Origin of the sequence: Psychrobacillus antarcticus, from assembly GCF_029533155.1 — a bacterium.
GTDB lineage: Bacteria > Bacillota > Bacilli > Bacillales_A > Planococcaceae > Psychrobacillus > Psychrobacillus antarcticus.
In genome coordinates this window covers 57,525-81,760 of sequence record NZ_JAIZDB010000009.1, presented here as the reverse complement: position 1 = coordinate 81,760, position 24,236 = coordinate 57,525, and the positions used below count along the sequence as shown (strand labels likewise).

The window sequence follows — 24,236 nt, the reverse complement described above, 5'->3', positions numbered from 1 at the left end:
TTAGCCGATTCCTAAATACTTACGTTTGAGCTCTTCATTTTCAATCAGTTCTTTCATTAGCCCAGACTGCACTGTTTCTCCATCGTCGATTAGTGTGTATGTATCACCAATTTTACTTGCCATCATAAAATTTTGTTCCACTAGGATGATGGTTGTTTGCTTTTTCATTTCATTTATGGCTTCCATTACTTTTTCAATTACTACAGGTGCTAGGCCTTTAGAAGGTTCATCGATTAATAGCAATTTGCTTTCATTCACAAATGCTCTTGCCATCGATAGCATTTGCTTTTGACCTCCGGATAAATGCCCACCATCTTTTTTCCAATACTTTTTTAAATCTGGGAATAACTCTAGTACATATTCCTGTCTCGCTAATGACACCTCATCTTCTTTTCTTATTGCTACTTTAATATTTTCTTCCACTGTCAATGCACCGAAAATTCCTTGATCCTCAGGTACATATCCAATACCATCCTTGGCAATTTGGTAGGTCGGGTTCTTTACAATGGATTTATCGTCAAATGTGATTTGACCTGATGTGGCAGGGGTCAAACCCATAATCGTTTTTAATGATGTTGTTTTCCCCGCACCATTTCGACCGAGCAACACACTTACCTCACCAGCTTTTGCCTCGAAGGAAACGCCTTGTAAAATGTGATATTGACCTATATGCGTATGCACATTCTCTACTTTAAGCAAGATGCTCATCGTATAATCCTCCTAAATAAGCATGTTGAACGGTTTCATTGTCCATAATTTCTTTTGGTGTACCATCCGCAAGTAATCTACCATTGAACAACACCATAATGGAATCAGACAAGTCCATAATCATATCCATTTTGTGTTCGATCAATAATATCGTTCTTTCACCCGTTTGTTTAATCTGTTTAATAACATCTAAAATAGCAGGCACTTCCTCTAACGACATCCCTGCTGTAGGTTCATCTAGCAATAAAACCTCTGTGTCTAAAGCTAGCAGCATCGCAATCTCTAACTTGCGCTTTTCACCATGCGAGAGTTGTGTGGCAAATGCATTTGCCTTGCTAGTCAGTAGAACGATTTCTAGTAACCTTTCTGCTTGTATATGTAAATCTTTGTAGGAAGCAAAATGGCGAAAAAATTGGTATCTAATTTTCTCTTTAGATTGAACTGCTAAGCGAACGTTTTCTATGACTGTTAGATTAGGAAATACATTGGTTATTTGAAAGGACCTTCCAATTCCTTTCCGAGTACGTGCAACGGAGGATTTTCCAGAAAGTGATTCCCCTCGAAAAAATACATCTCCACTCGTCGCTTTCAGTTCCCCACTTATTAGATTAAAAAAGGTTGTCTTGCCTGCCCCATTTGGTCCAATAATGGATTTAAAATGTTTTTCTGGCACCTCAAAATTGACATTATCTACTGCGGTTTGCCCTCCAAATTTTATCGTTAAGTTTTCTGTACGTAATATTGGTTCCATCCTTTAAGCCCCTTTCCAAAATCACTCTCCATGGGATAGAGGAATTCTCTATCCCATGGAGAGTGATCGACCCAAGATGAATGGGTCGTCACTTTTTTGTCTAGACTCCTAGTGCCTAGCCCGCCGGAGTCGTTTAAGGTTGCCGGATAAAGGAAAAGTACGCCTTTATCCGCATTCTTCCAACGATATTCGGGACTTAAATATGCACTTTCGCTTTTCTTATTACTTATTATTTTGAATTGGTGGCTCTGTTTCTTCAGGTGAAAGCTCTCTTATTAGAACTGGCACTGGATAATCTACCCCATCTTGCTTTTCTAATTTGATCGAATACAGAGATTGCAATGCTTGGTGATCCTCTGGTCGGAAAGTCATTGTTCCTTTTGGTGTTTCAAATGACATTCCTTCCATGATTTTAATTAGATCGTTGCCGTCTGCATTTCCTCCTGATTTCTCTAAAGCTTTTATAATGGCAATAGCAGCTGACATACCACCAGGAGTGAATAAATCAGGAACTGCTCCGTCAAAACGTTTTTTATGTTCTTCGACTAACCAATCATTGATATCATTATCGGGAAGTGTGTGATAGTAAACAGAGAATCCTTCCATTCCTACAAGTGGCTCCATAATAGAAAGTGCCGGAATATCAGGTGCTCCAGTAGAAATTTTGATGCCATTTTCCTGTAATTTCAAATCTGCTATTTGGCCCCAAGGAGAGTTAGCCCCTGCCCATACAACAAACAAGTAATCGGGCTTTGCTTGAATAATTTTTTGTAAATTAGACGTAAAATCAGTACCTGCAGGATCTGCAAATTCTTCTAATACTATTTCTGCTCCTAATCCCTCTGCTGCTGCTTTAAATGCAGCAATTCCATCCCACCCAAACGAGTAATCTGGTGCGAATGTTGCAATCTTAACTCCAGGCTTAGCAATAGCTGCAGCACCTGCAACAGCATCCTGTGAAGAGTTACGTCCAGTTCTGAAAAGAAAAGGGTTAAATTCGGAACCAGTAATGCTGTCTGCAACTGCAGGTTCAACAATCATAATTTTTTCGTATTCTTCTGCTAATGGAAGTACCGCTAACGTATCACCAGAGCTAGAAGAACCAACTAAAAAGTCAACCTCATCTTCTTCTAATAGTTTCGTAGCTTTTTGTACAGCGACTTCTGGCTTTGTTTCTGTATCTTCAAAAACTACTTCGATTTTCTTACCTGCTACTTCCATTGTTCCGTTAGTAGCATATTCCAGACCAAGTTCAAATCCATTTTTTGTTTGCTTCCCATAAGATTCCAAAGCCCCGGTTAATGAAGCAAGTACTCCAATTTTGATCGTACCAGCCTCTTCTGTTACTTCTGCAGAAGCAGGAGTTTTTTCTGCTTCTTCCACTACATCTTCCTCTTCCTTAGCCGTGTTTTTTTCATCACTGCAAGCCGCAGCAACCATCAATAGAAATAAAAGAGTTAAAAGTAATTTACACTTTCTAGCCATGTTCTTCCCCCTCAATAATTTTGTAAGCGTTACCATACTTCTTTGTCATCTTACAAAATAGAAGTTACAAAAGAGTTACAAATAAGGTATTGCTCCATAGAGCAATACCTTATTTGTAACGAGCAGTACGCAGGAGCAAAAAAGGTAGGATTTCAATTTAGTAGGAATTTTGAGCACTTTAGTTGGAATAATGGACTGTTTAGTTGAAATAGTATATTTTCCCCATCTTTATTCAGTAAAAAAAGCAGAAAAATGCTCTCTGCTTTCATTCATAACCCGTAATCATTTCATACATCTGAATGGTTGTGGGCATTGGTTCAATATTTAGTTCATTTTCTAGTACTTGTACGCAGCGATCATACCATTTTACCGATTGACTTCTATTTTGAAGCTGATAATAGGCAAACATTAGTAATCGGTAGGCTTCTTCCCATGTAGAATCGTATGTTAATAGTTTTTCTGCCCAATAAATCGTTTTCTCGAATTCTTTTAATCTTGTATAGGTCTGGGAAAGTCTTTCTAAAACTTGTATAAATAGTTGCTGAGTTTTATCTCGCTCAGAGGAAATCCACTCAATCATAATTCTATTTTCAAATAATTCTCCTTTATATAAATGGACTGCTTTTAACAAAAGGTCTTTTGAGAGGTGAGGTGAGACCTCCTCGATTCCATACTGCGCAAAACGATTAAAATCTCGCACATCGCTTTCTACATATGCATTTGGATTTAACCGATACATCGACTGCTTGCGCAATATAAAGTAGGATTCTTCCCGAGCCTGTCTATTTGGTTCAAGTACTTTCAATAAGGAATTCAATGTTACTTTGAAATCTCGGTCTAGCTTTTTTGTATCACTTTCGCCCCAAAGCGTTTGGATCAATTCTTCTTTTGGTACATATCGGTTGTTTTGTAAGTACAAGTACACAAACAATTCCTTGGACTTATCTCGTTGCCATTTGCGACCACTTACTTCATCAATTCCCATATATAATGTGAAAGGACCTAATAGACGAAGATACAGTGCATAACCAGGATAATTTATAGTAATTTGTATATTTAACCTGTCTATGATTTGTTGAACGAATTTATTGTCGGGATACATTGTATATGCATTTTGCAAAATAGGATAGTTTGTTTGAAGATCAATCGGTCCAAATACAGTTCGATTTTGTAAAAAGAAATAATAATTATGCATAGCACATAATTCCATAAAACGCTTAGCGTGCTGACCGAATGAATCTTCCTCATTTAAAGTATTGTGAATACACATTAACCAGTAATGCGAGATCATTTCACCGTAAGTATCTTCGCAATTGGTGAATAGGTCATTTGCTTGTTTCAAATGCTCTACAGCTTCTATATCCTCTCCATTTTCCAAGTAGACGATTCCCAGACCTATTAATATATAGGCAGACAGCCAGTAGTCATTTACTTTTTTTGTTTCACGTAACCCCTTTTCTCCATAGTCAATTGCTTCACGGAAAAAACCTTGCCGTGATTTTATAATAGATAGTCCCATATAGGGCTCTGCTTTTGCTCGAGAAACATTCAATTCATCCATTTTTTGAATTGCTTTCCTATAACATACTTCTGGAGTTTCAAGATCAAAGGAATCAGTTAATACTTCTGAATGTCCAAGCCGTATGAAACCAACTGCTTCCACGAAACCAGACCTTTCTTTAATACCAGTTTCGATTCCTTTAATGGCTGATAGTTTCGCTTGTGAAACCTGTCCCGTAAGCGAATAAATAAACGATAATAACACATCTGTTTCGCGATGAGAGCCTGGTAAGCTAGCTTCATTCCGTGTTCGACTTTCTAGTAATTGTTGAGCTTCAATCAGCTTTCCGGTCCTGAGTAATATCCTGGCATCTAAATTTCCTTCGGTTAAGATTGCAGGTTCTAATTTTTCTTTTTCTATCCAAACTTTTGCATCGTTCGCCTTTCCTACATTAACTAAGTTCTCTGCCATCAAACACTTCAAAAATAATTTTTCGAAAGGATGAATGTCACTTCCCTTTTCAGCCCATTCAATAGCTTCTTTTAAATAGGGTTGTGCTAACACTGGTTGGATTGTATCAAGGTATATATGTGCAAGGCCAGCATTTGCTCTACTAATATACAAAATATTATCTTTTTCGAAAGCTTTCTCTAAAGCTGCTTCATAGGAAAGCCTTGCCTTTTCATAAAAGGCTCTGTACCGATGACACTCGCCCTCGTAATAATACAGTTCATAAAAGTGATCTCGAATAGTTTTTGATAAATGGTCAGCTAGTAAATCCAGCAACCAATCGAACTGCCCACCCTGAATCATTTTAGGTGCAAAGATCATTAATAGCTCAGCTAAAAAGCGTTCATCATTTGCTTTTACCGCATGATGGACTGCCTGAACAATGTTTCCCTTTTCCTGAAAGTAACTAGCAGCTCTCCGATGCGTTTCATAAAAAGCGTTTATATCCTTTTGTTTCGATTTCATTTCTAAAAACTGTTGGAATAGGGAATGGAATCTAAACGTATTAGAATCACCTAATAGTTGGATAAAAGCATGACTACTAGCTAGGCGTTCTAAATTTTTTGCTTCCTTATCGTTAAAAAATTCTCGAATATCCGTTGCTGTAAATAACGGGAAAACACTAAAATTCATAAGAGATTGCTGATCTTCTGATGATAAAAGCAAAAATACTTCTTCTAATAGATAGGAAAATAAATCGTTTAAAGCTGGGTTTACTAAATCACTAATTTGCCTATTTGTCTCAGCCACTTGCATAGCAATCAATTGTATGGCGATTGCCCAGCCTTCTGTAAGTCTCATTATTTCGGAAGCATCTTGGATGGAAATATGTTTATCAAAATAGTCTTCAAAAAAGACGAGTATTTCTTCCTCCGTGAACATTAAATTACTCTCAGTTATTTCGACCAACTGCCCACTTAGTTTTAATTTTAATAAAATGGACCATCTTGGTCTTAATCTTGTAGAAAGAACGATATGGATATGCACTGGTAGAAATTCTATTATTTTTTCCATTATATAATTGATATGAAATACATGATCAACAAGATGGAAATCATCGAGCACAATGGATAAAGGCTCATCTATATTTGCTAATTCATTGCTAAATAGAGAATACAGTTGTTGAAGCTCTGACTCTTTTGGATAAGTCGAAATTAGATCTTTATCTTTAAAACTTCTACCGAATGTTGGAACAATATTTTGTATACTGCTAATGAGATGACGAAGAAAAGGAAGAATACCGTCATCTTCCTCCGTAATCGAATACCAAGAATAAAGACCTCTAGAATCGGCAAAATACTGAGCAAGGGCAGAGCTTTTACCATAACCTGCTCCGCTATGTAATAAGGTCAGCTTATTATGTGTATTCGTTTTTAGTTTCTTCATCAATGAAGATCTTCTCATATAAGTAGAAGACGGTACGGGCGCACTTAATTTGGACAAAATTATGGTAGGCTGATCCATCTTATACCTCCTATCAATTGACAATTGGATGTTAATCATTATCCTAACACATTAATATTTTGAATTAAATAACAATTCTATCATTTTCATCGTTTATGTATAAAAAAAGAGACTATTTCCTAAGAAGGAATAGTCTCTTTTAAGGTAATTCTTATGCTTCTAACATTTTGTTACGTAATACCATTTGTAGGATACCACCATGACGGTAGTAGTCTACTTCTACTTCTGAATCGAAACGAGCAAGTACGTTGAATACTTTTTCAGATCCGTCTTCAGCTTTTGCTGTAACTTGTAAAATATCACGAGGTTTTACACCTTCTGCAATATTAATGCTGATTTCTTCTTTACCAGTTAAGCCTAATGACTCAACGTTTTCTCCTGGTAAGAAGTTAAGTGGTAATACCCCCATCATAACTAGGTTAGAACGGTGAATACGCTCAAAGCTTTCTGTAATAACAGCTTTAATACCTAATAGGTTTGTTCCTTTAGCAGCCCAGTCACGAGAAGATCCCATACCGTAATCTTTTCCACCAAGAACTACTAAACCAGTATTCGTTTCTTGATACTTCATAGCTGCATCATAGATAGGCATAATTTCGCCAGTTGGCCAGTAAGTAGTATATCCACCTTCTGTACCTGGAGCTACTTGGTTACGGATACGGATGTTAGCGAATGTACCGCGCATCATTACTTCATGGTTTCCACGACGTGAACCGTATGAGTTAAAGTCACGGATTTCCACGCCATTTTCACGCAAGTATTTACCTGCAGGAGTATCTTTACCAATTGCACCAGCTGGTGAAATATGGTCTGTTGTAATCGAATCGCCGAATTTAGCTACAATGCGCATTTTATCAAGTGATTGGATTGCACCAGGCTCTTTTGATAATCCTTGGAAGAATGGTGGGTTTTGAATGTATGTTGACTGGTCATTAAATGAATATAATGATTCCGTTGATGTCTCAATTGCATTCCAAGCTTCATTTTCGTCAAATACACGTGCATATTCTTTTTGGAATAATTCACGAGTAACAACAGTTGATAGAACTTCGTTAACTTCTTCCGTTGAAGGCCAAATATCAGCAAAATAAACTTCATTGCCGTCTTTGTCTTTACCGAATGAATCTTTTTGTAAATCAATATCTACTGTTCCAGCAAGCGCATAAGCTACTACCAATGGTGGTGAAGCTAAATAATTTGCTTTCACTAATGGATGTACACGACCTTCAAAGTTACGGTTACCAGAAAGAACAGATGTTACGAATAGATCTTCGTCCACAATCGCTTTTTCAATTTCAGGTAATAAAGGACCAGAGTTACCGATACAAGTTGTGCAACCGTAACCTACTGTATTGAAACCAATTTTATCAAGGTAAACGTTCAGACCGGCATCCTCTAAATAACCAGTTACTACTTTAGATCCTGGAGCTAGAGAAGTTTTAACGTAAGCAGGAACTGTTAGACCTTTTTCTACCGCTTTTTTAGCAACTAAACCAGCAGCTATCATAACATACGGGTTAGATGTATTTGTACAAGAAGTGATTGCAGCAATTGCTACAGCACCTGTTGGAATTTCTACATCGCCTTCTGCAAATTTAGCAGTTGCTGTTTTGTCAAATTCTTTTTCAGGCAATCCGAAACCTTGAGTACCTTGTGGAGCCACTACTGATTCACGGTAACGAACTTTCATATCTGTAAGTGGGATTAAATCTTGTGGACGTTTCGGTCCAGAAAGGTTTGCTACGATATCACTAAGATCAATTTCTACAACATCAGTATAAACAGGCTCTAGAGTTGGATCAAAGAACATATCATTTGCTTTTAAGTATGCTTCTACGATAGCAATATGCTCTTCGTCACGTCCAGTTAGACGTAAATAGTTAATGGATTCTTCATCGATTGCAAAATAACCACATGTAGCACCATATTCAGGAGCCATGTTTGCAATTGTTGCACGGTCAGCTAAAGGTAATTTAGATACACCTGGTCCGAAGAACTCAACAAATTTACCAACAACACCATGACTGCGTAATACTTGAGTAACTTTAAGTGCTAAGTCAGTTGCAGTTGTTCCGTTTGGAAGATCTCCAACTAATTTAACTCCGATTACTTCAGGAATTGGGAAATACGAAGGTTGGCCAAGCATTCCTGCTTCTGCCTCGATACCACCTACACCCCATCCAAGTACTCCAAGTCCGTTTATCATTGTTGTATGTGAGTCAGTACCTACTACTGAATCTGGGAAAGTTTCTAATGTACCATCAGCACTTTCGTTCACATGTACGATTGGCGCTAAGTATTCTAGGTTAACTTGGTGAACGATACCTGTAGCTGGAGGAACAGCACGGAAATTATCGTAAGAAGTTTGAGCCCATTTAAGGAAATTGTAACGCTCTGCATTACGCTCAAATTCAAGGTCCATATTCGCTTGTAATGCTGATGCAGTGCCATATTTGTCAACTTGTACCGAGTGGTCAATTACAAGGTCAACAGGAATTGCAGGATTGATTTTGTCCGGGTTTCCACCCATCTCGTTCATCGCTGAACGAAGAGACGCTAAATCTACAACTACTGGTACACCAGTGAAATCCTGAAGTACAACGCGGGATGGTTTAAATGGTACTTCTGCTTCTGTATTAGCATCTTTACCCCATTTAGCTAATTGGTTTACATGATCTTCTTTAATAACATATCCATCATATTGACGCAAAACAGATTCTAGTAATACTTTAATTGAATAAGGAAGGCGAGAAACTTTTGCGATGCCAGCTTCTTCTAGTGCTGCTAAACGATAATAGTTATACTCTTTACCATTTAGAGAAAACGAAGCACGGCTATTGTGTAAATTGCTTTTTGCCATTTGTATTCCTCCTATGTTCTATTGAAAAGTGTCTATCTAATGACTTATCTCCACCACTAATCATACTTGAATATACTTGATAAGTAAATTAGATTAAAATTATTATAAGTCATAATTATTACTTATGACCTTTTATCTTTTCGATAGTCTTTTCTAATTGTTTCGCATGTCTCTTTTCATGCAACCCTGTAAATGCAAACCATTGTATTAGAGGAACCTGTCCAAAAATAGGGTGCTTTAATGATTTTTCTTTTAATATGGACAAATCGTTGGATTTATAAATAGTTAGGAGTTCAATTCTCACTTGATGCAACTGTGCTTTCATTTCTTCCGTTCTTTTATATTCACTAGACGGAACGGTATATGTCGGAGCCTTTACTTTAACTATTCGTAATGTAGACAACTGAATTGGTTTTTTCTTTGCGCTCGGACTTGTTGGGTTAGCAAGCTCCTTTTTTATTCCTTTAATAATGGTAAGTTCCATCTTCACTAAATGATCTATGATTTCTTTCGGAGACCAAGAAGCGTCATCTGGTTTCTCATTAAATTGTTCGATCGTTAGGGAATCGATTTGTTCAAATAAGTGCTTTCTTATTTCGTTATTTTTTTCTATAAACATATTATTCCTCCACTCCTTACGTTGTACTTACTTTATACCCATTATAAATGACAAACAAGCAAGAATCGCCTCTTATTTTCTTTTCACTTCAAATATGCGACAATATGTTATTGGAAAGGAAGTTTAAATAATGATAGAAATGAAAACGATGAATCCAATAAATGATCCGTGGGAAGCATACCGTGACATGGAGCAGTTTGGAAAACTAACCTTAAGCAATATCGAATTTACAACAACCAATTTATGTAATATGCGCTGTGCCCATTGTGCAGTAGGATATACATTACAAACAAAAGATCCTGATGCAATTCCAATTGAACTAATCCTCCAACGTTTAGATGAGATTCCCCACTTAAAAACGATTAGTATTACTGGTGGAGAACCTATGCTATCCAAAAAATCCATTACTAATTACGTTCTCCCCCTATTAAAGTATGCCCATAATAGAGGAATTCGTACGCAGATGAATTCAAATTTAACATTAGAGCCTGAACGATACTTACTAATTGCTCCTTATTTAGATGTATTACATATTTCTCATAACTGGGGAACGGTAGATGAATTTGTCGAAACTGGATTCGCCATGATGGAACGAAAACCTACATATGAACAGCGAGCTAGCTTATTCCAACGCATGATAGACAATAGCCGTATGCTATCTGAGGCTGGTGTAATGGTATCAGCAGAAACAATGTTGAACAAAAAAACACTACCTTATTTAGAGCATATCCATCGGCAAATTGTAGATGAGATGAAATGTGCTCGGCATGAAATTCACCCTATGTACCCTTCCGACTTTGCAAGTGCATTAACAACGCTAACATTAGAAGAAACGCATGAAGCAATTGAACAATTACTAGATTTTCGGGATGAAAATGTATGGATGTTATTCGGAACATTACCTTTTTATCCATGTAATCAAAATGTAAAAAGCAATCAATTATTAAGTCTACTACGCCAAACAAAAAATGTTTCCACAAGGAATGATCCAGATGGTCGATCTCGGCTGAATGTAAACATATTTACTGGCGAGGTTATTGTCACTGATTTTGGAGATGCTCCTGCTCTAGGAAACATTCAAACAGATACACTTCCAGCAATTTTCGAGAAGTGGCTTGCTTCTCCTCTTGCGAAATCACTTAATTGTCATTGTCCTGCTGTGGAATGCTTAGGTCCAAATATTTTAGTGAAAAATATGTATTATAAAGAAGAACAGTTTGTTAGTGGTTCTGTAAAATAAAAAAATGCTTGAATGTTATAAAGCATTCAAGTCATTTTAATTGATATAAATATAATGATAGATCCAGACTAAAGGGCAGCTGCAAACTGCCCTTACAAAAGTATTAATGGATATAGAAAAAGTCGATTGTTAAATTTAAGATAATTACTGTATGGAGAACTGCTATAAATACTCCCTGCTTATTTAACTTTTTGTTCATGCGAACATCCGTATTCTCCACTCCCTTTTTTCAAAATTATAATACAAAAAACTTCAAAAAGCAAAATATTTAGAAAATTAAAATTAATATATTTTGCTAGATTTCCTCTCGTTTTACATCCTACTAAAAGTAATTAAAAAGGAGGAGATCCATTTATGAAAAAGGAATTATTAGTTATTGACTATACAGTTGATTTTGTTGCAGATGAAGGTGCATTAACCTGTGGCAAGCTGGGTCAAGAAATCGAAGAATCAATTGTTTCGTTAACATAAAATTTCTGAGAAGAAAATGAGCTCGTTATACTCCCTGTCGATTTACATAAGAAAAACGACTTGCTTCACCCTGAAATGAAATTATTTCCCCCACATAATATAAAGGATATTAATAAAAAATACTAAAGGAAGAGAATTATATGGACAACTAAAAAGTCTCTACGAAAAAAATAAGGAGAAATTTTTTTGTCTAGCCAAAACACGTTATAGTGCGTTTGCTGGAACGAACTTGCAACAGCTACTAAGCGCTAGAAATATTGAGGAAATCCATTTAGTTGGAGTATGTACAGAAATTTGTATTCTCCACACTGCGGTAGATGCATTCAACTTAGGTTATGAAATTGATGTACATGAAGATGGAGTTGCAAGCTTTAATCCTGCCGGTCATGAATGAGCTTTAGACCATTTTTCCAGTTCATTGAATGCAAAAGTTAAAAAAATAATTGATATTAGGTTTATTTATTCTTTTAGGTGGATATATAAAGAGTGTGAAGCAATAATACATTCATAAGGAGATGGAAAAAATGGGATTCATTTTATATTTAATAATTGGTGGTATAATCGGCTGGCTTGCAGGTCTTATTTTAGGTAAAGACATACCAGGAGGAATTATCGGTAATATTATCGCAGGTATCATCGGTGCATGGATTGGTGGATTAATATTCCCTAACATGGGTCCTGTTATCTGGGATATGGCAATTATACCAGCACTAATTGGTGCAATTATCTTAGTATTTATACTAAGCTTTATCTTAAAAGCTATGCGCAAAGCATAATATTCAAAAAAGAGGAAGTACTCATCATGAGTACTTCCTTTTTTTATTCATTTGGTGAATATGCTGCTTGTAATTCTTTTGCCTGACTTTCGTATAAATGATAAAAGTGAAGAACGTCTTCTACATATTTCTCACTATGATTATAATTGAAAATGGCTTTTTCTATTTCTCCGTCCGCAGCACCACTTGCCGCTAGATAGTTGGCAGCACTATAGACAGCATCCTCTAAATCGTATGGATCGGCTTTTCCATCATTATTAGCATCTACCCCGTACCCTCCGTATTTCTCGATAATCGCCGGATTGATCTTATCCTTCTCAGGAATATCTCCTTTACCCAATCCGCCACAGCTTGGGTGCGACCAACCAACAAATGTACATGGCATAAATTGCATATGCCCTTCAGCTCCAGCTGGAGAAAGTAAAGGGTCCATTGTCGAAAATCTGGTCTCAATTCGGTGATGAGCAGCTAATAATGTCCATGGAACACCATAACTTTCTTCTGCTTTTTTATACAATTCAATATACTCGTTAGGCACATCCAATTTTACTGTACTCTTTTGAAGAGTCTCTGCCCACTCTTGTACAACGGGTATTTTTATAAGCTCTTTCCATCCAATAATTGCTAATATATAGATAGTTACTGTAAATGGAAGAAGTAATACAATCATCCAAACTTTTGTTTTATAGGATATTCCCTTTTGTTTCTTCATCTATTCATTCACCTATTCTACTTATATTGCTCTAAAAGAATATCTAATGTTAAGGGTTTACTGAAATAATAGCCTTGTAAAAAGTGACAGTCCATTTCCTTCAAGCTAGCTACTTGGAAGAGACTTTCTACTCCTTCTGCCAAAATTTTCATATTTAAGTTATGTGCCAGGGAAATGATTGATTGGACAATTGCTTTCGTTCGAACTTTATCAATAGACTGTGTAAAGCTTTGATCTATTTTAATAATATTAACTGGTAGTAACTCCAAATATTTAAACGAAGAATAGCCCGTTCCAAAATCGTCAATTGCAATTTGAAAGCCAAATTCTCGTAATTCATGCAAAGATTCAATAACAAAATCCGCATACTCCATTATAATCGATTCCGTAATTTCTAATACAATTTTAGAAGGATTAATCTTCGTATCATGCATGATTTGTTTTGTTCTAGCTATATAATCCTTTTGATAAAATTGTCTTGCGGATACATTCACACTAAAACATAAATCTTTTTTTAGTGTATCTTCAATAAGAGGAATGCTCTTACATGTTTCGCGAAGTACATAGTCACCTATTTGAATAATCAATCCACTTTTTTCCGCAACCGGAATGAATTCTTTTGGAGAAATTATTTGACCATCGTGATCCCAACGAATAAGCGTTTCTACCCCAATAATCTGATGGTTATTTGTGGCAATCAGTGGTTGAAAGTTAAGAAATAATTCTTGATTTTCTAACGAGTGCTTTAAACGTTCTTCTAAATATAATACTCTATTTGCTTTTTCAGATAGTTCTTTTCGATATCTAACGTGGGCTGATCCACCATTTTTCTTCGCCTCTTCGGCTGCAATTTCTGCAAATCGTACTAGTTCAGGGCTTTTTATCGTATCCTCTGGGTAGTGGACTGAACCAATACTAATATGATTCACTATTTCCTTGTCTGAAATATGAATCGGAGCAGAGGTTTCTGTAAGTAAGCTACTTACAAACAAATCTACTTCCTGATCGGATTTATTCTTTAAAATGACAATAAATTCATCTGCTATCCATCTTGAAATAGTATCAGAAAATTTAATATGGGAATTACCTCGTAATGTGTCGGAAACCTTTTTTAGTACTATGTCCCCTATGTCATGTCCGTATAAGTCGTTGATCATTTTAAATCGGTCAAAGTCGATAAATAACAAGTGAAATCTTTCTTTATTATGTATAATCTTGGCTAAAATATGTTGCAAAGAGCTTCTATTTTGAAGTCCCGTCAAATCATCTACATATTCCTTTGCAATTAGGTCTGCTTGAACACTCCAGGATTGCTTCATCAAATACAAAAGTAATAGTGCACTTAAACATATAAAAATAACCCCTTTCAGCATTGATATAAACATACTTTTAGGGAAAAATCTAAATAACATTACATCAGATAGGAGGATCCACAGAAAACTGATTATTACATAAATTAGAACAATACGAATGGATATTTTGCGATATGTTTTTTTCACCGGCATAAGCACACCTCCTAGCTTGTATTCTATAAAAACAATAGCACAAAAACACTATAAACAATAGTATAAATTGGAAATTGTAGGCATATACAAACTCTGAATATATTTGTAGAATTATAGTATGGAGGTGGAAATATATGTGGAAAGATTTCAAAGAGTTTGCATTTAAAGGAAATGTACTAGATTTAGCAGTTGCTGTTGTTATTGGAGCAGCTTTTGGAAAAATCGTATCATCCTTAGTAGAACATATAATTACGCCAACTATTGGTTTACTACTTCCTAGTGGTAAGTTTTCTTCGTTGCATTATAAAGAAATTTTATACGGAAACTTTATTCAATCGGTTTTTGATTTTCTAGTTGTTGCTTTTGCAATTTTCATGTTTATTCGATTATTATCTAAATTTAAACGTAAAGAAGATGTTGTGGCAATTATAGAAGAAGCTCCTCCCGTTGACTCGAAAGAGGTATTATTGGAAGAGATTAGAGATTTGTTGAAAAAACAAAATAATGCATAAAGTGAAACTTCAATCAGTGGGGGTCTTCTTCATCCCCACTGATTGAAAAACTGAACTCAGGCAAATAACGCCGTGTCGTGCGGCAAGGCCTGAGCGACCAACATCCTGCTGGACAGAATCATTCGGGCTTTTACGGACAGTTATCTCCTACTTATGCTTTGTTGCTTGGCCAAGCCTTGAAGTGGGAGTATTACGACGTACAGGACGTACTAGTGCCGATGTTGCCACAGGACGTGGCGACTTTAATCGGCCTGTCCGTTAATGCGGGATAAATAAAAATCAGCCTCTCCAATTGGAAAGGCTGATTTTTATTTTCCATCTTCAATTAGTGTTTCCACATCTATTACAATTTCTTCTTTAGGTACATCCGTATTGCCACTATAGTTTTTTACAACTACACCATTTTGGTCTACAAGATAAAAAGATGTACCATGAATCACTTGGTTTGTATTCGGATCATCACGAACTAAAGTCTTAAAGGAATCAGCTGCAAAGCCGCTTATATGTTCCTGTGTATAGCCAGTTAACAGTTCCCATTTACTTTCATCTACTACATCGTAATTTCCGATATATTCTTGGAGTTTCTCTGGAGTATCGACTTCTGGGTCAACACTAAATTCAACAATTTTGTAATCTTCAATTCCTTTTTCACTTAACATCGCTTGAATGTCACTCATATTGAATGTCATTGGAGGACATACAGTTTCACAATTTGTGAAAATAAATGTCGCTAACCAGACAGTGCCTTTTAAATCCTCCAAAGAAACCTTTTCTCCACGCTGGTTATCATATTCAAAATCGGATATTTCCCATTTTGTCTGTGCTTCAAAATTACCACTGCTACCACAACCAACAAGAACTACTAAGGAAATAAGTAAAACTACGAATAATTTCTTCATTCATGAGACCTCGCTTTTCTCTTCATACACTCATCTTAACGAAACAATTTTAGACCTTCAACTACATTGTCTTATTTATTTCAACAGATTTGTGAATAAATGTACTAATTTAGCGATAACAGGACGTTTTTAATTTCTTCTAGTTTTGTTTCCACTCGGTGCATCAAATAAAATGATACAAAGATCGGAAAGCCAACATCTTGAATTATACTTAGCCACTGCTCCATACTATTTCACATCCATCCCTTTGAATTCTTAAAAAAAGACTCTCCTTTTCGGGAGAGTCTTACAGTTAAATAATTTCGGTAACTGTTCGATCTACTACTTTGGCACTTTTAATAACTGCCAAAGGGGAACCGTCCGATTGAAAAGCATTACTTGCAATAATTGCTTGCATGCCTGTTTGAATCTCTGTTTCAGTTAAAGTGCTTTTCGGTTCATCCACAGAAATTGTGACATTCTTTCCATGTGCTGTTACGAATTGTAATTGTAGAGTTTTAGCCATTTTCTCCAGTCTCCTTTCTAATTTTTCAGTAATAAACTCCTACATCTGTGGTTAACTTTCTACAAGTGATTCACCGTCCAGACTCCAGCGCTTGCGCTTTTGTACCTATTAGATTACTTGCATAGTTTCAAGCTTCTCTGCTCCGATGTATGATCTCTCGGAGAACGAACTAATTGTTGCTGCAAAACTTGCTAGTTGGTCTGCTGTAACATTAGCTCGAACATTTCGGTAAGATTTTGACTTAGTGATCATCTTGCCATCTTCCGTTACCTCTCCTTCGAAAATAAGTCTTAAAACTGCATGCTTATACTCTAGGTTTGCCATGTGTATCCCCTCCTTTCAATTACTAAATAGAACTTTTTTTAAAGAAAGTATACATGGAGGATGAAATATTTTGCGGAACAACTTATACTGAATATTAGAGAATGAGGTGAATAGTTTGCTAGAAGGTTGGTTTTTATGGTTTATCCTTTTTTGGGTTGTCCTTTTAGTGGTACTTATGGGGATTGGCGGCTTCTTTATGTTCCGCAAGTTTGGTAAGTCACTACCAAAGGAAGACGGTAAATCTGATTTAGATTGGGAAGAATATTATGTAGATCAAACAATCCATCTTTGGAATGATGAGCAAAAGCATCTGCTCAACGAATTAGTGACTCCCGTTCCTGATTTGTTCAGACCTGTTGCTAAACAAAAAATAGCAGGAAAAATTGGACAGTTAGCATTAGAGGAAAAAGCAACATCTATTACTCGTGAGTTATTAATACGGGGATATATCATTGCAACTCCAAAACGAGATCATAAATTTTTACGCAAAAAACTTGCTGAATTAAACATTGATGTAACGCCTTTTAACAAGTATTTTGAGCTGTCTGTGGGCAAGACAAGCTAATCAAATCAATAAGAAGGTTAAGGTAAAACCTGTTTCTATCGTTTCCGGAGGGCTTTGGTCAGAAGTTATGCATGATTACCGAGTGAATTTTTAGGGATGCTGATTGTGACCGTCGTCACAACCAGCATCCCTTTTTTCCGTAATCTTCTGGCGTTAGTCTTTCCGTCGCCTTCCTACAACTCTTAGAAACAGGTAAGTCGATGCGCTCTTAGCCTTTGTACCCCAACTGAAACGGGAATGAGTAATATTACTCATTCTTTAAAGTTCCATAAACCCAGTTTCCTCGTACATTTTTATATACTTTCTATCAAACAAAAAGTGAGCAACCCTATTATATAGGATGCTCACTTTTTCTCATTTGTATTGTAATTTTTTATACTGAACGAACATAGCAATTCTCCACGGTACAATCATACCGAATGCTAATATCCAAAACATACCACTAAGGGCACCAATTTCAATGGTAGAACTTAGCAATATTTTACCTATAATACGGACAATCAACAAACCGAACAAGATGAATATAAATGCCTTCGATTGCTTTAAATATATTTCTCCGTCTCTTCGTTCAAATTTAGAGGTCCAAATAAGGACAATGGAGAATAGCATTCCTACAGCGATTGCTTCCATAAATTCCAAAAAAGTAACACGGAAATATGGAAATATGAACATCAATGCACCAGTGGACATGAACATGGGAGGCAATAATATCTTTTTCACACTTGCTGGTCGTTTAGCAGATTTTGCTCGAACCGTTGTAACGAGAATTCCCATACCAATTGCAACTACTGTGGAAGCAATTAGTAACATATTTGGAGTTATTTTATCTAACATTAGTAATTCCCTTCTATTGCAATAAAAGATTGTTAAACAGGGATAAAGTTCCTATATATCAGAAGTAACATTCTGTAAAACACTCACAATTTGATCTGGATCGAAAGGTTTTGTAATAAAATCTTTTGCTCCAAATTCCAGAGCATCCACTATTAACTTTTGTTGACCTAGGGCCGAAACCATCACTATTTTAGCATTTGGATACTCTGCTATAATCTCTTTTACAGCTTCTATCCCATTCATTCTTGGCATTGTAATATCCATCGTTACGACATCTGGTAAAAGCAACTTGTATTGCTCTACCGCTTCTAACCCATTAGATGCTTCTCCGACAACTTCAAACTGATGATTTTCTAGCATTCTCTTAATCGTTGTGCGCATAAATACGGCATCATCTACTACTAAGACTGTTGTCATATACATTACCCCCTTACGTTAAAATCCAATGAAACCTCCAAAAAACGGGCTTAGTATACGGATAATATACGTTAAACCATCGAAAAACAAAATCAATCCAAGTGCAATCATAATATAACCGCCAACTTTGACAATTAAATTACTATTTTTACGTATCCAGTTAAGGCGTGTGACAAAGAATGACAAGATGAAAAATGGAATAGCAAACCCTAATACATACGCAAGCATATACCATATACCAGCATCTGGATTAGATCCAGCCATAACAATTACTGCTGCTAAAATTGGCCCTGTGCATGGCGTCCAACCTGCAGCGAATGCCATTCCGATAATAATAGTGCCTAAATAACCAGCAGGACGATTTTTAAATTGCAGTTTTTTTTCTTTCATTAAAAACTCGGGTTTAAAAACACCTACAATGATTAAACCAAATATGACAATGAATATCGCTCCAATTTGACGAAGTAGATCATCATACTGGATGAAAAATGTACCTACCAAAGTGGTTGCAAATCCTATCGCAACAAAAATGATAGAAAAACCTAGTAAGAAGAATAATGTGTGGAGCATTCCTCTTTTTTGCATTAATTTCTTGTCTGTTTTTATTTCTTCTAATGACATTCCCGTAATGTATGATAAGAATGCAGGATACAATGGTAGAGTACAAGGTGAAATGAAGCTTAAAAACCCTGCACCAAATGCCAGTAGGAAGTTTACATCTGTACTCACGGCAGTCAACCTTTCCAAATTACTGTACCTATCGTATCAAATTTCATACTGTTTGACTTCATAATTGCTTGTGACAGCTTTCTGACTCTTTTAAATTATTTTCTCTCCACTACTTTTTAGTTTAGCAAATCTTCCACCATTGTTAAAGGTAGGAATATGTAATACCTATAAGAAAAACCGAAAAAAACGTTCGGTCCTTCAAGCTCTAAACCTGTTTCTATTGTTTCGAAGGGCTTTGGACAGACTGATTGCTATATAATTACCGTTTGATTTTTTAAAGATGCTGGTCGTGACTGAAGTCACGACCATCATCTTTTTTTCTCGGTAATCTTATGGCGATTGACTGTCCTTCGCTCTTCTACAATTTCTAGAAACAGGTTAGTGCATTTTTTGTTAACTAGAGAAAAGAAACTATCCTAATAATAGAAGATAGATGATGACAGTCTAAGTACGCGACATCGTGGTGCTCCTGCGCAAAGCTCGTCGCAAAATAAATAACATTTCGAGACGTGGCGCCCTTAGCCTCCGTTCCTTATAAGCATTACAAAGGAAAGCGTCCACATGTAACGGGAATCAGTAGTATTAATCATTCTTAAATGTCTTGTAAAACTGATGTTCATGCTGTATTTTTATATACATTTTTCAAAAAAATTCACCCACTTTAAGAGATAAGTAGGTGAATTTTGGTTGCATTATTTTTCACTTGATGTTTCCAAAAGTGACAGTTCATTTACCATTTCATTAAGTGCTGCAACTAATTCTTCATACGTTGTTTCTGCTTGTTGGGCATCGACTTCTGCATTATAATCTGTTCTTGTCCCTACAAAAACTGCTCCAAATAAAGCTACTTTTCTTTGAAATACTTGAACTTCTGTTAAATTTTCAATCGTAGAATTCATATATGTATGTACATGGAAAGAATGCTGGTTGGCACAGTATCTTTCAAATAGATCAGAGCGCACTTTCCCTGTTTTCATAGAAATATTCTCTAATTCTTTTGCGCATTTTATGATGTTTTGTCCTTGATCTGCAACCATTTTTGCAGCTTCATTTATTGAATACATTCTAATGACGACCTTTCTTTTTCACCTATTATTGTATCACATCAATAAAAGAATCACTTTCTTAGTGATTTGTTATAGCGAAATTTATTTGTTACTTCCTACATGCAACAACCCAGCCAAGCGTCTTACCTCTGGCTGGGTTGTTGCGTATAATATTATGCGATATCATCTACCACATTGTTCTGTAATAAATACATTTTATGATATAACCCTTTTTGGTTTAGTAGCTCTTGATGAGTTCCCCGTTCTACTATTTCCCCATGATGCAGCACCAAGATTAGTTCTGCATCCTGAATCGTACTTAAACGATGGGCAATGGCAATAGTTGTTCGGCCTTGTCTCATTTTTTCTAAACTACTTTGAATAGCAACTTCCGTCTCTGTATCAATATTCGCTGTAGCTTCATCGAGCACTAATATTTTGGGATTAGTAGCAATTGTCCGAGCAAATGCAACTAGTTGTCTCTGCCCGCTAGAGTAGGTAGAACCTCTTTCTGTTACCTTTTGTTTATATTCGTTTGGTAGTTTTTCGATAAAATTATTTGCCTGTACAAACTCTGCTGCTTCCCTTACTTCATTGTCTGTCATATCGTTTGCATGAAGCCGAATATTACTCTCGATATCCCCATAGAACAAGAATGGATCCTGAAGGACAAGCCCAACATTTTCACGCATCTCTTCTGATTTAAAATCTTTCACGGAATGTCCATCTATCTTAATATCACCTTGTTCAAATTCATAAAACCGCATAAGTAAGTTAATGATGGAACTTTTCCCACTACCCGTATGGCCAACTAACGCTACTGTTTGACCAGGTTCTGCAGTAAACGAAATATCCTTTAGCACCTCTGTTTTACCATCATAGGAAAAAGTGATATGTTGAAATTCAATTTTCCCTTGTTCAATTTTGGCTGATTCATCATTTCGCTGATTTGGGGCTAAATCTTTCTCATCTAGCAATTTGAAAACCCTTGAAGCTGCAACAATCGCTTGTTGAAAAATCGAGAGTCGTTGCATCAGATGATTGATTGGCTCAAAGAAACGGTCGATATACGTGACAAACGCATAAATTACGCCGACTTCTACCATATTATTCATAGAAGTAATCCCGAAATAACTAAGGACCATTATGATAGCTAAGGCATAAACCATATCAATGGCAGGTCGAAGCAATAAACTATCTAGTTTGATGTTCCGTTTTCCAGCATTCCAATGTGAATCATTGATTTCATTGAATTCGTCTTGCAAACGATCTTCCTGTCTAAATGCTTGGATCATTGTCATTCCTTGTAAAGACTCAGCTAACTTTGCATTTAATTGGCTTAGTCGCTCTCGAAGATCCTGATAAACTACCGAACTATATTTTCGATACGTCAGAATAATGATTGCTAATATTGGTAGTAAAATCGTTGTAACAAGTGCCAATTTTACATTCAAAATAAACATGGCTATATATACACCAATTACTAAAAAACCACTTTGAACAAATCCCACTAAGACACTAACGAACATATCTTTTATCGCTTCTGTATCATTGGTTACTCGAGATACAATACTACCCGCTGGAGTTTTGTCAAAGTAACGCATTCCTAGCTTGTGTACTTTTGAAAATACATCAATTCGCATCTGTTGAATAATTTTTAATGCTAGCTTTTGGAAAGTTAGTAATTGAAAATAGCTGACAACGACATTTCCAACTTGTATAAAAATATAACCTATGGCAAGACCAACTAGTGGACCTGTTGGAAAATATCTCGGTGTTAGAAAATCATCCATATACGTTTTGATCAAATAAGGTCCAAGAATATCTCCGGTTACTGTTATTATTAGTAAAAGTAAAGCGATGGCAATTACTTTTTTATGTGGTTTCAAGTAACTGAGTAAACGTTTGAAAACTACCCACTGGTCTTTTCCTGTTAGCTGCGGTTGTTTTTCATCCATTATGATTCACCCCCCTGTTCCACTAATGATTCTAGCTGCTGTAGCTGATACATTTCATAATAGATTCCTTGTTGTTCCATTAATTGCTCATGGGACCCTTTTTCTACAATAGTTCCTTCATTCATCACAATAATCTGATGTGCGTGTTGAATCGCACTTAATCGATGAGAGGTAATAATAGTTGTTTCATCGGTCCGTTTTGCTTTCAGTGCTTCTAATATGGCTTCTTCTGTTTTCGCATCTACAGCAGATAAAGAATCATCTAAAATAAGTAACTCAGGCTCCATCATTAGTGCGCGCGCAATCGAAATACGCTGTTTCTGACCACCCGATAAGGATACACCGCGTTCTCCAACAACCGTATTATAGCCATCCGTGAACAGAAGGATATCCTCGTGAATATAAGCTAATTTTGCTGCATCCTGCACAGCATCCATCGTGGCATTTGCATTGGCAAATGCAATATTCCCTGCGACTGTTGTAGAGAATAGAAAATGATCTTGAGGTACATAGCCTATTGCTTCCCGTAAGCTACGTTTTTTGTATTGATCAATTGCATGTTCTCCGTATATTATTTCCCCTGTATATCCTTCAAATTCTCGCATTAACAGCTTCAATATGGCTGTTTTTCCTGCCCCTGTTTTCCCGACAATACCGAGCGTCTCTCCTCGTTTAAGCGTAAAATCTACATGGTGCAATGCAGCGCGATCATCTCCTGGAAATTTGAATTCCTCTATTTGAAAACGAATATCTCCTTCTGGCTTTACATCCAGTGCATCGGAACGATCATCAATTTCTATCTTTTCATCCATTAGATTATTAATACGATCATAAGATGCGCGACCACGCTCCACAATATTGAATAACCATCCAAACGCAAGCATTGGCCAAACGAGTAATCCAAGATAAGATGTAAAAGCAAATAAATCCCCAATCGACATTTCATCAGCAAGTATGTAACGAGTACCAAATACGATAGATAAGAAGAAACACATCCCAACAACCAATGAAATTGTTGGATCAAATAATGCATCCACTTTTGCGACTCGAATGTTTTTATCTACAACTTCTTGTGATAATTGAACAAAATTCTCTGTATCTTCTTTCTCCTGTCCAAACGTTTTAATAACTTTCACGCCGGAAATACTTTCCTGTGATTTGTCATTTAAATTGGAAAAAGACTCTTGAGCATGTCGAAACCGCTGATGTAACAGTTTTCCATAATAACTTGTTAAAATAGCCATTAATGGTAGTGGTAACAAAGCGATTACTGTTAGCTTCCAGTTAATCGTAAGTGCCATTGCTGCAATTACAAATCCCCCTGTTGCTAACGAATCAACAAGCGTCAGTACACCTGCCCCAGCTGTCTGTTGAACAGCTGATAAGTCATTTGTTGCATGCGCCATTAAATCTCCAACACGCTTTTTTTGATAAAAGGATGGAGACATTTTTGTGAAATGGCGAAACAAATTTTCTCTTAGTTGTCTTGCTAAAAATATCGCTGAACCGAAAATCATAATTCGCCAATAATAGCGTAAGATATACATTCCAATTGACGCTAGTGCTAAGACAACTAACCATTTCACCAAAAACTCCGTAGTTAGCGTATTTTGACTAATCTCATCTACCACATACCCAATAATTTTCGGTGGTAGCAGCTGTAGAAATGCAACAAACAGTAACATCAAAATCCCTATCAAATACTGCTTTTTTCTTTGTTTAAAAAACCAACCTAAATCCAAGAATACTTTCACTTTTCTTCCCCCACTATATATATTAAGACTTTTCTATTTTAGCAAATATTCTAACATTCCGGTAGATGAAAAATGAAAATAATTCGGTTTC

22 protein-coding genes and 1 pseudogene are annotated in these 24,236 nt (G+C 36.2%); 5 read left to right on the top strand and 18 right to left on the bottom strand.

Translation table 11 applies throughout. The features are described 5' to 3' along the window. From LDK52_RS06825 to LDK52_RS06800, 6 genes are all read right to left on the bottom strand, one after another. Positions 1-708, bottom strand: coding sequence for an ABC transporter ATP-binding protein (locus LDK52_RS06825; RefSeq protein ID WP_277585202.1), 708 nt, complete (start codon positions 706-708; stop codon positions 1-3). Further along, positions 692-1,459 carry an ABC transporter ATP-binding protein gene (locus tag LDK52_RS06820; protein ID WP_277585201.1) on the bottom strand — a complete coding sequence of 256 codons (768 nt, stop codon included), beginning with the start codon at positions 1,457-1,459 and terminating at the stop codon, positions 692-694. Before LDK52_RS06820 ends, LDK52_RS06825 begins: the two co-directional genes overlap by 17 nt. Before the next feature lie 222 nt (positions 1,460-1,681). Continuing rightward, a complete protein-coding gene (locus LDK52_RS06815; protein WP_277585200.1) occupies positions 1,682-2,944 on the bottom strand; it encodes a substrate-binding domain-containing protein in 1,263 nt (420 codons plus the stop codon). A 265-nt stretch (positions 2,945-3,209) separates the two neighbouring features. Continuing rightward, positions 3,210-6,419, bottom strand: a complete 3,210-nt coding sequence (locus LDK52_RS06810; protein ID WP_277585199.1) for an AfsR/SARP family transcriptional regulator — start codon at positions 6,417-6,419, stop codon at positions 3,210-3,212. A gap of 151 nt (positions 6,420-6,570) precedes the next feature. Then, positions 6,571-9,279 (bottom strand): aconitate hydratase AcnA, encoded by a 2,709-nt coding sequence (gene acnA, locus LDK52_RS06805; protein ID WP_277585198.1) that lies wholly within the window; start codon positions 9,277-9,279, stop codon positions 6,571-6,573. A 118-nt stretch (positions 9,280-9,397) separates the two neighbouring features. After that, on the bottom strand, positions 9,398-9,898 hold the full coding sequence (locus tag LDK52_RS06800; protein WP_277585197.1) for a DinB family protein: 501 nt from the start codon (positions 9,896-9,898) through the stop codon (positions 9,398-9,400). A 130-nt stretch (positions 9,899-10,028) separates the two neighbouring features. Between LDK52_RS06800 and yfkAB the strand changes: the two genes are divergently transcribed. The 3 genes and pseudogenes from yfkAB to LDK52_RS06785 all read left to right on the top strand — a co-directional run bounded on the left by yfkAB (position 10,029) and on the right by LDK52_RS06785 (position 12,385). Next, on the top strand, positions 10,029-11,138 hold the full coding sequence (gene yfkAB / locus LDK52_RS06795; RefSeq protein WP_277585196.1) for a radical SAM/CxCxxxxC motif protein YfkAB: 1,110 nt from the start codon (positions 10,029-10,031) through the stop codon (positions 11,136-11,138). A gap of 354 nt (positions 11,139-11,492) precedes the next feature. Further along, a pseudogene (locus LDK52_RS06790) lies at positions 11,493-12,003 on the top strand (cysteine hydrolase family protein). A 130-nt stretch (positions 12,004-12,133) separates the two neighbouring features. Then, complete coding sequence (locus LDK52_RS06785; protein WP_277585195.1) at positions 12,134-12,385, top strand: GlsB/YeaQ/YmgE family stress response membrane protein; 252 nt, start codon at positions 12,134-12,136, stop codon at positions 12,383-12,385. Positions 12,386-12,428: 43 nt separating this feature from the next. Here the strand turns inward: LDK52_RS06785 and LDK52_RS06780 are convergent, their stop codons facing one another. Then, positions 12,429-13,097, bottom strand: coding sequence for a lytic transglycosylase domain-containing protein (locus LDK52_RS06780; RefSeq protein ID WP_277585194.1), 669 nt, complete (start codon positions 13,095-13,097; stop codon positions 12,429-12,431). Between the two features lie 17 nt (positions 13,098-13,114). Continuing rightward, positions 13,115-14,602: a putative bifunctional diguanylate cyclase/phosphodiesterase gene (locus LDK52_RS06775; protein WP_277585193.1), complete on the bottom strand. Its 1,488-nt coding sequence runs from the start codon at positions 14,600-14,602 to the stop codon at positions 13,115-13,117. Between the two features lie 134 nt (positions 14,603-14,736). Between LDK52_RS06775 and mscL the strand changes: the two genes are divergently transcribed. Then, on the top strand, positions 14,737-15,114 hold the full coding sequence (gene mscL, locus LDK52_RS06770) for a large conductance mechanosensitive channel protein MscL (RefSeq protein ID WP_277585192.1): 378 nt from the start codon (positions 14,737-14,739) through the stop codon (positions 15,112-15,114). Positions 15,115-15,422: 308 nt separating this feature from the next. Here mscL and LDK52_RS06765 read toward each other — a convergent pair whose 3' ends face one another. The 4 genes from LDK52_RS06765 to LDK52_RS06750 all read right to left on the bottom strand — a co-directional run bounded on the left by LDK52_RS06765 (position 15,423) and on the right by LDK52_RS06750 (position 16,842). Continuing rightward, positions 15,423-16,013, bottom strand: a complete 591-nt coding sequence (locus tag LDK52_RS06765) for an SCO family protein (RefSeq protein ID WP_277585191.1) — start codon at positions 16,011-16,013, stop codon at positions 15,423-15,425. 104 nt (positions 16,014-16,117) lie between these two features. Beyond that, positions 16,118-16,240, bottom strand: coding sequence for a YvrJ family protein (locus LDK52_RS06760; RefSeq protein ID WP_277585190.1), 123 nt, complete (start codon positions 16,238-16,240; stop codon positions 16,118-16,120). 65 nt (positions 16,241-16,305) lie between these two features. Next, positions 16,306-16,518: a DUF2922 domain-containing protein gene (locus LDK52_RS06755; RefSeq protein WP_277585189.1), complete on the bottom strand. Its 213-nt coding sequence runs from the start codon at positions 16,516-16,518 to the stop codon at positions 16,306-16,308. A gap of 108 nt (positions 16,519-16,626) precedes the next feature. Then, a complete protein-coding gene (locus LDK52_RS06750; protein WP_277585188.1) occupies positions 16,627-16,842 on the bottom strand; it encodes a DUF1659 domain-containing protein in 216 nt (71 codons plus the stop codon). Between the two features lie 115 nt (positions 16,843-16,957). Between LDK52_RS06750 and LDK52_RS06745 the strand changes: the two genes are divergently transcribed. Then, positions 16,958-17,407, top strand: a complete 450-nt coding sequence (locus tag LDK52_RS06745; protein ID WP_277585187.1) for a DUF2621 family protein — start codon at positions 16,958-16,960, stop codon at positions 17,405-17,407. Positions 17,408-17,761: 354 nt separating this feature from the next. Here the strand turns inward: LDK52_RS06745 and LDK52_RS06740 are convergent, their stop codons facing one another. From LDK52_RS06740 to LDK52_RS06715, 6 genes are all read right to left on the bottom strand, one after another. Then, positions 17,762-18,241 carry a CcdC family protein gene (locus LDK52_RS06740; RefSeq protein WP_277585186.1) on the bottom strand — a complete coding sequence of 160 codons (480 nt, stop codon included), beginning with the start codon at positions 18,239-18,241 and terminating at the stop codon, positions 17,762-17,764. 51 nt (positions 18,242-18,292) lie between these two features. Further along, complete coding sequence (locus tag LDK52_RS06735) at positions 18,293-18,658, bottom strand: response regulator (RefSeq protein WP_277585185.1); 366 nt, start codon at positions 18,656-18,658, stop codon at positions 18,293-18,295. A gap of 18 nt (positions 18,659-18,676) precedes the next feature. Continuing rightward, positions 18,677-19,387 carry a cytochrome c biogenesis CcdA family protein gene (locus tag LDK52_RS06730; protein ID WP_277585184.1) on the bottom strand — a complete coding sequence of 237 codons (711 nt, stop codon included), beginning with the start codon at positions 19,385-19,387 and terminating at the stop codon, positions 18,677-18,679. A 692-nt stretch (positions 19,388-20,079) separates the two neighbouring features. Next, complete coding sequence (locus tag LDK52_RS06725; RefSeq protein ID WP_277585183.1) at positions 20,080-20,451, bottom strand: hypothetical protein; 372 nt, start codon at positions 20,449-20,451, stop codon at positions 20,080-20,082. Positions 20,452-20,606: 155 nt separating this feature from the next. After that, positions 20,607-22,391 (bottom strand): ABC transporter ATP-binding protein, encoded by a 1,785-nt coding sequence (locus LDK52_RS06720; RefSeq protein WP_277585182.1) that lies wholly within the window; start codon positions 22,389-22,391, stop codon positions 20,607-20,609. Further along, on the bottom strand, positions 22,391-24,145 hold the full coding sequence (locus tag LDK52_RS06715) for an ABC transporter ATP-binding protein (protein WP_277585181.1): 1,755 nt from the start codon (positions 24,143-24,145) through the stop codon (positions 22,391-22,393). The genes LDK52_RS06720 and LDK52_RS06715 overlap by 1 nt, the downstream gene beginning before the upstream one ends. Positions 24,146-24,236: the final 91 nt, after the last annotated feature.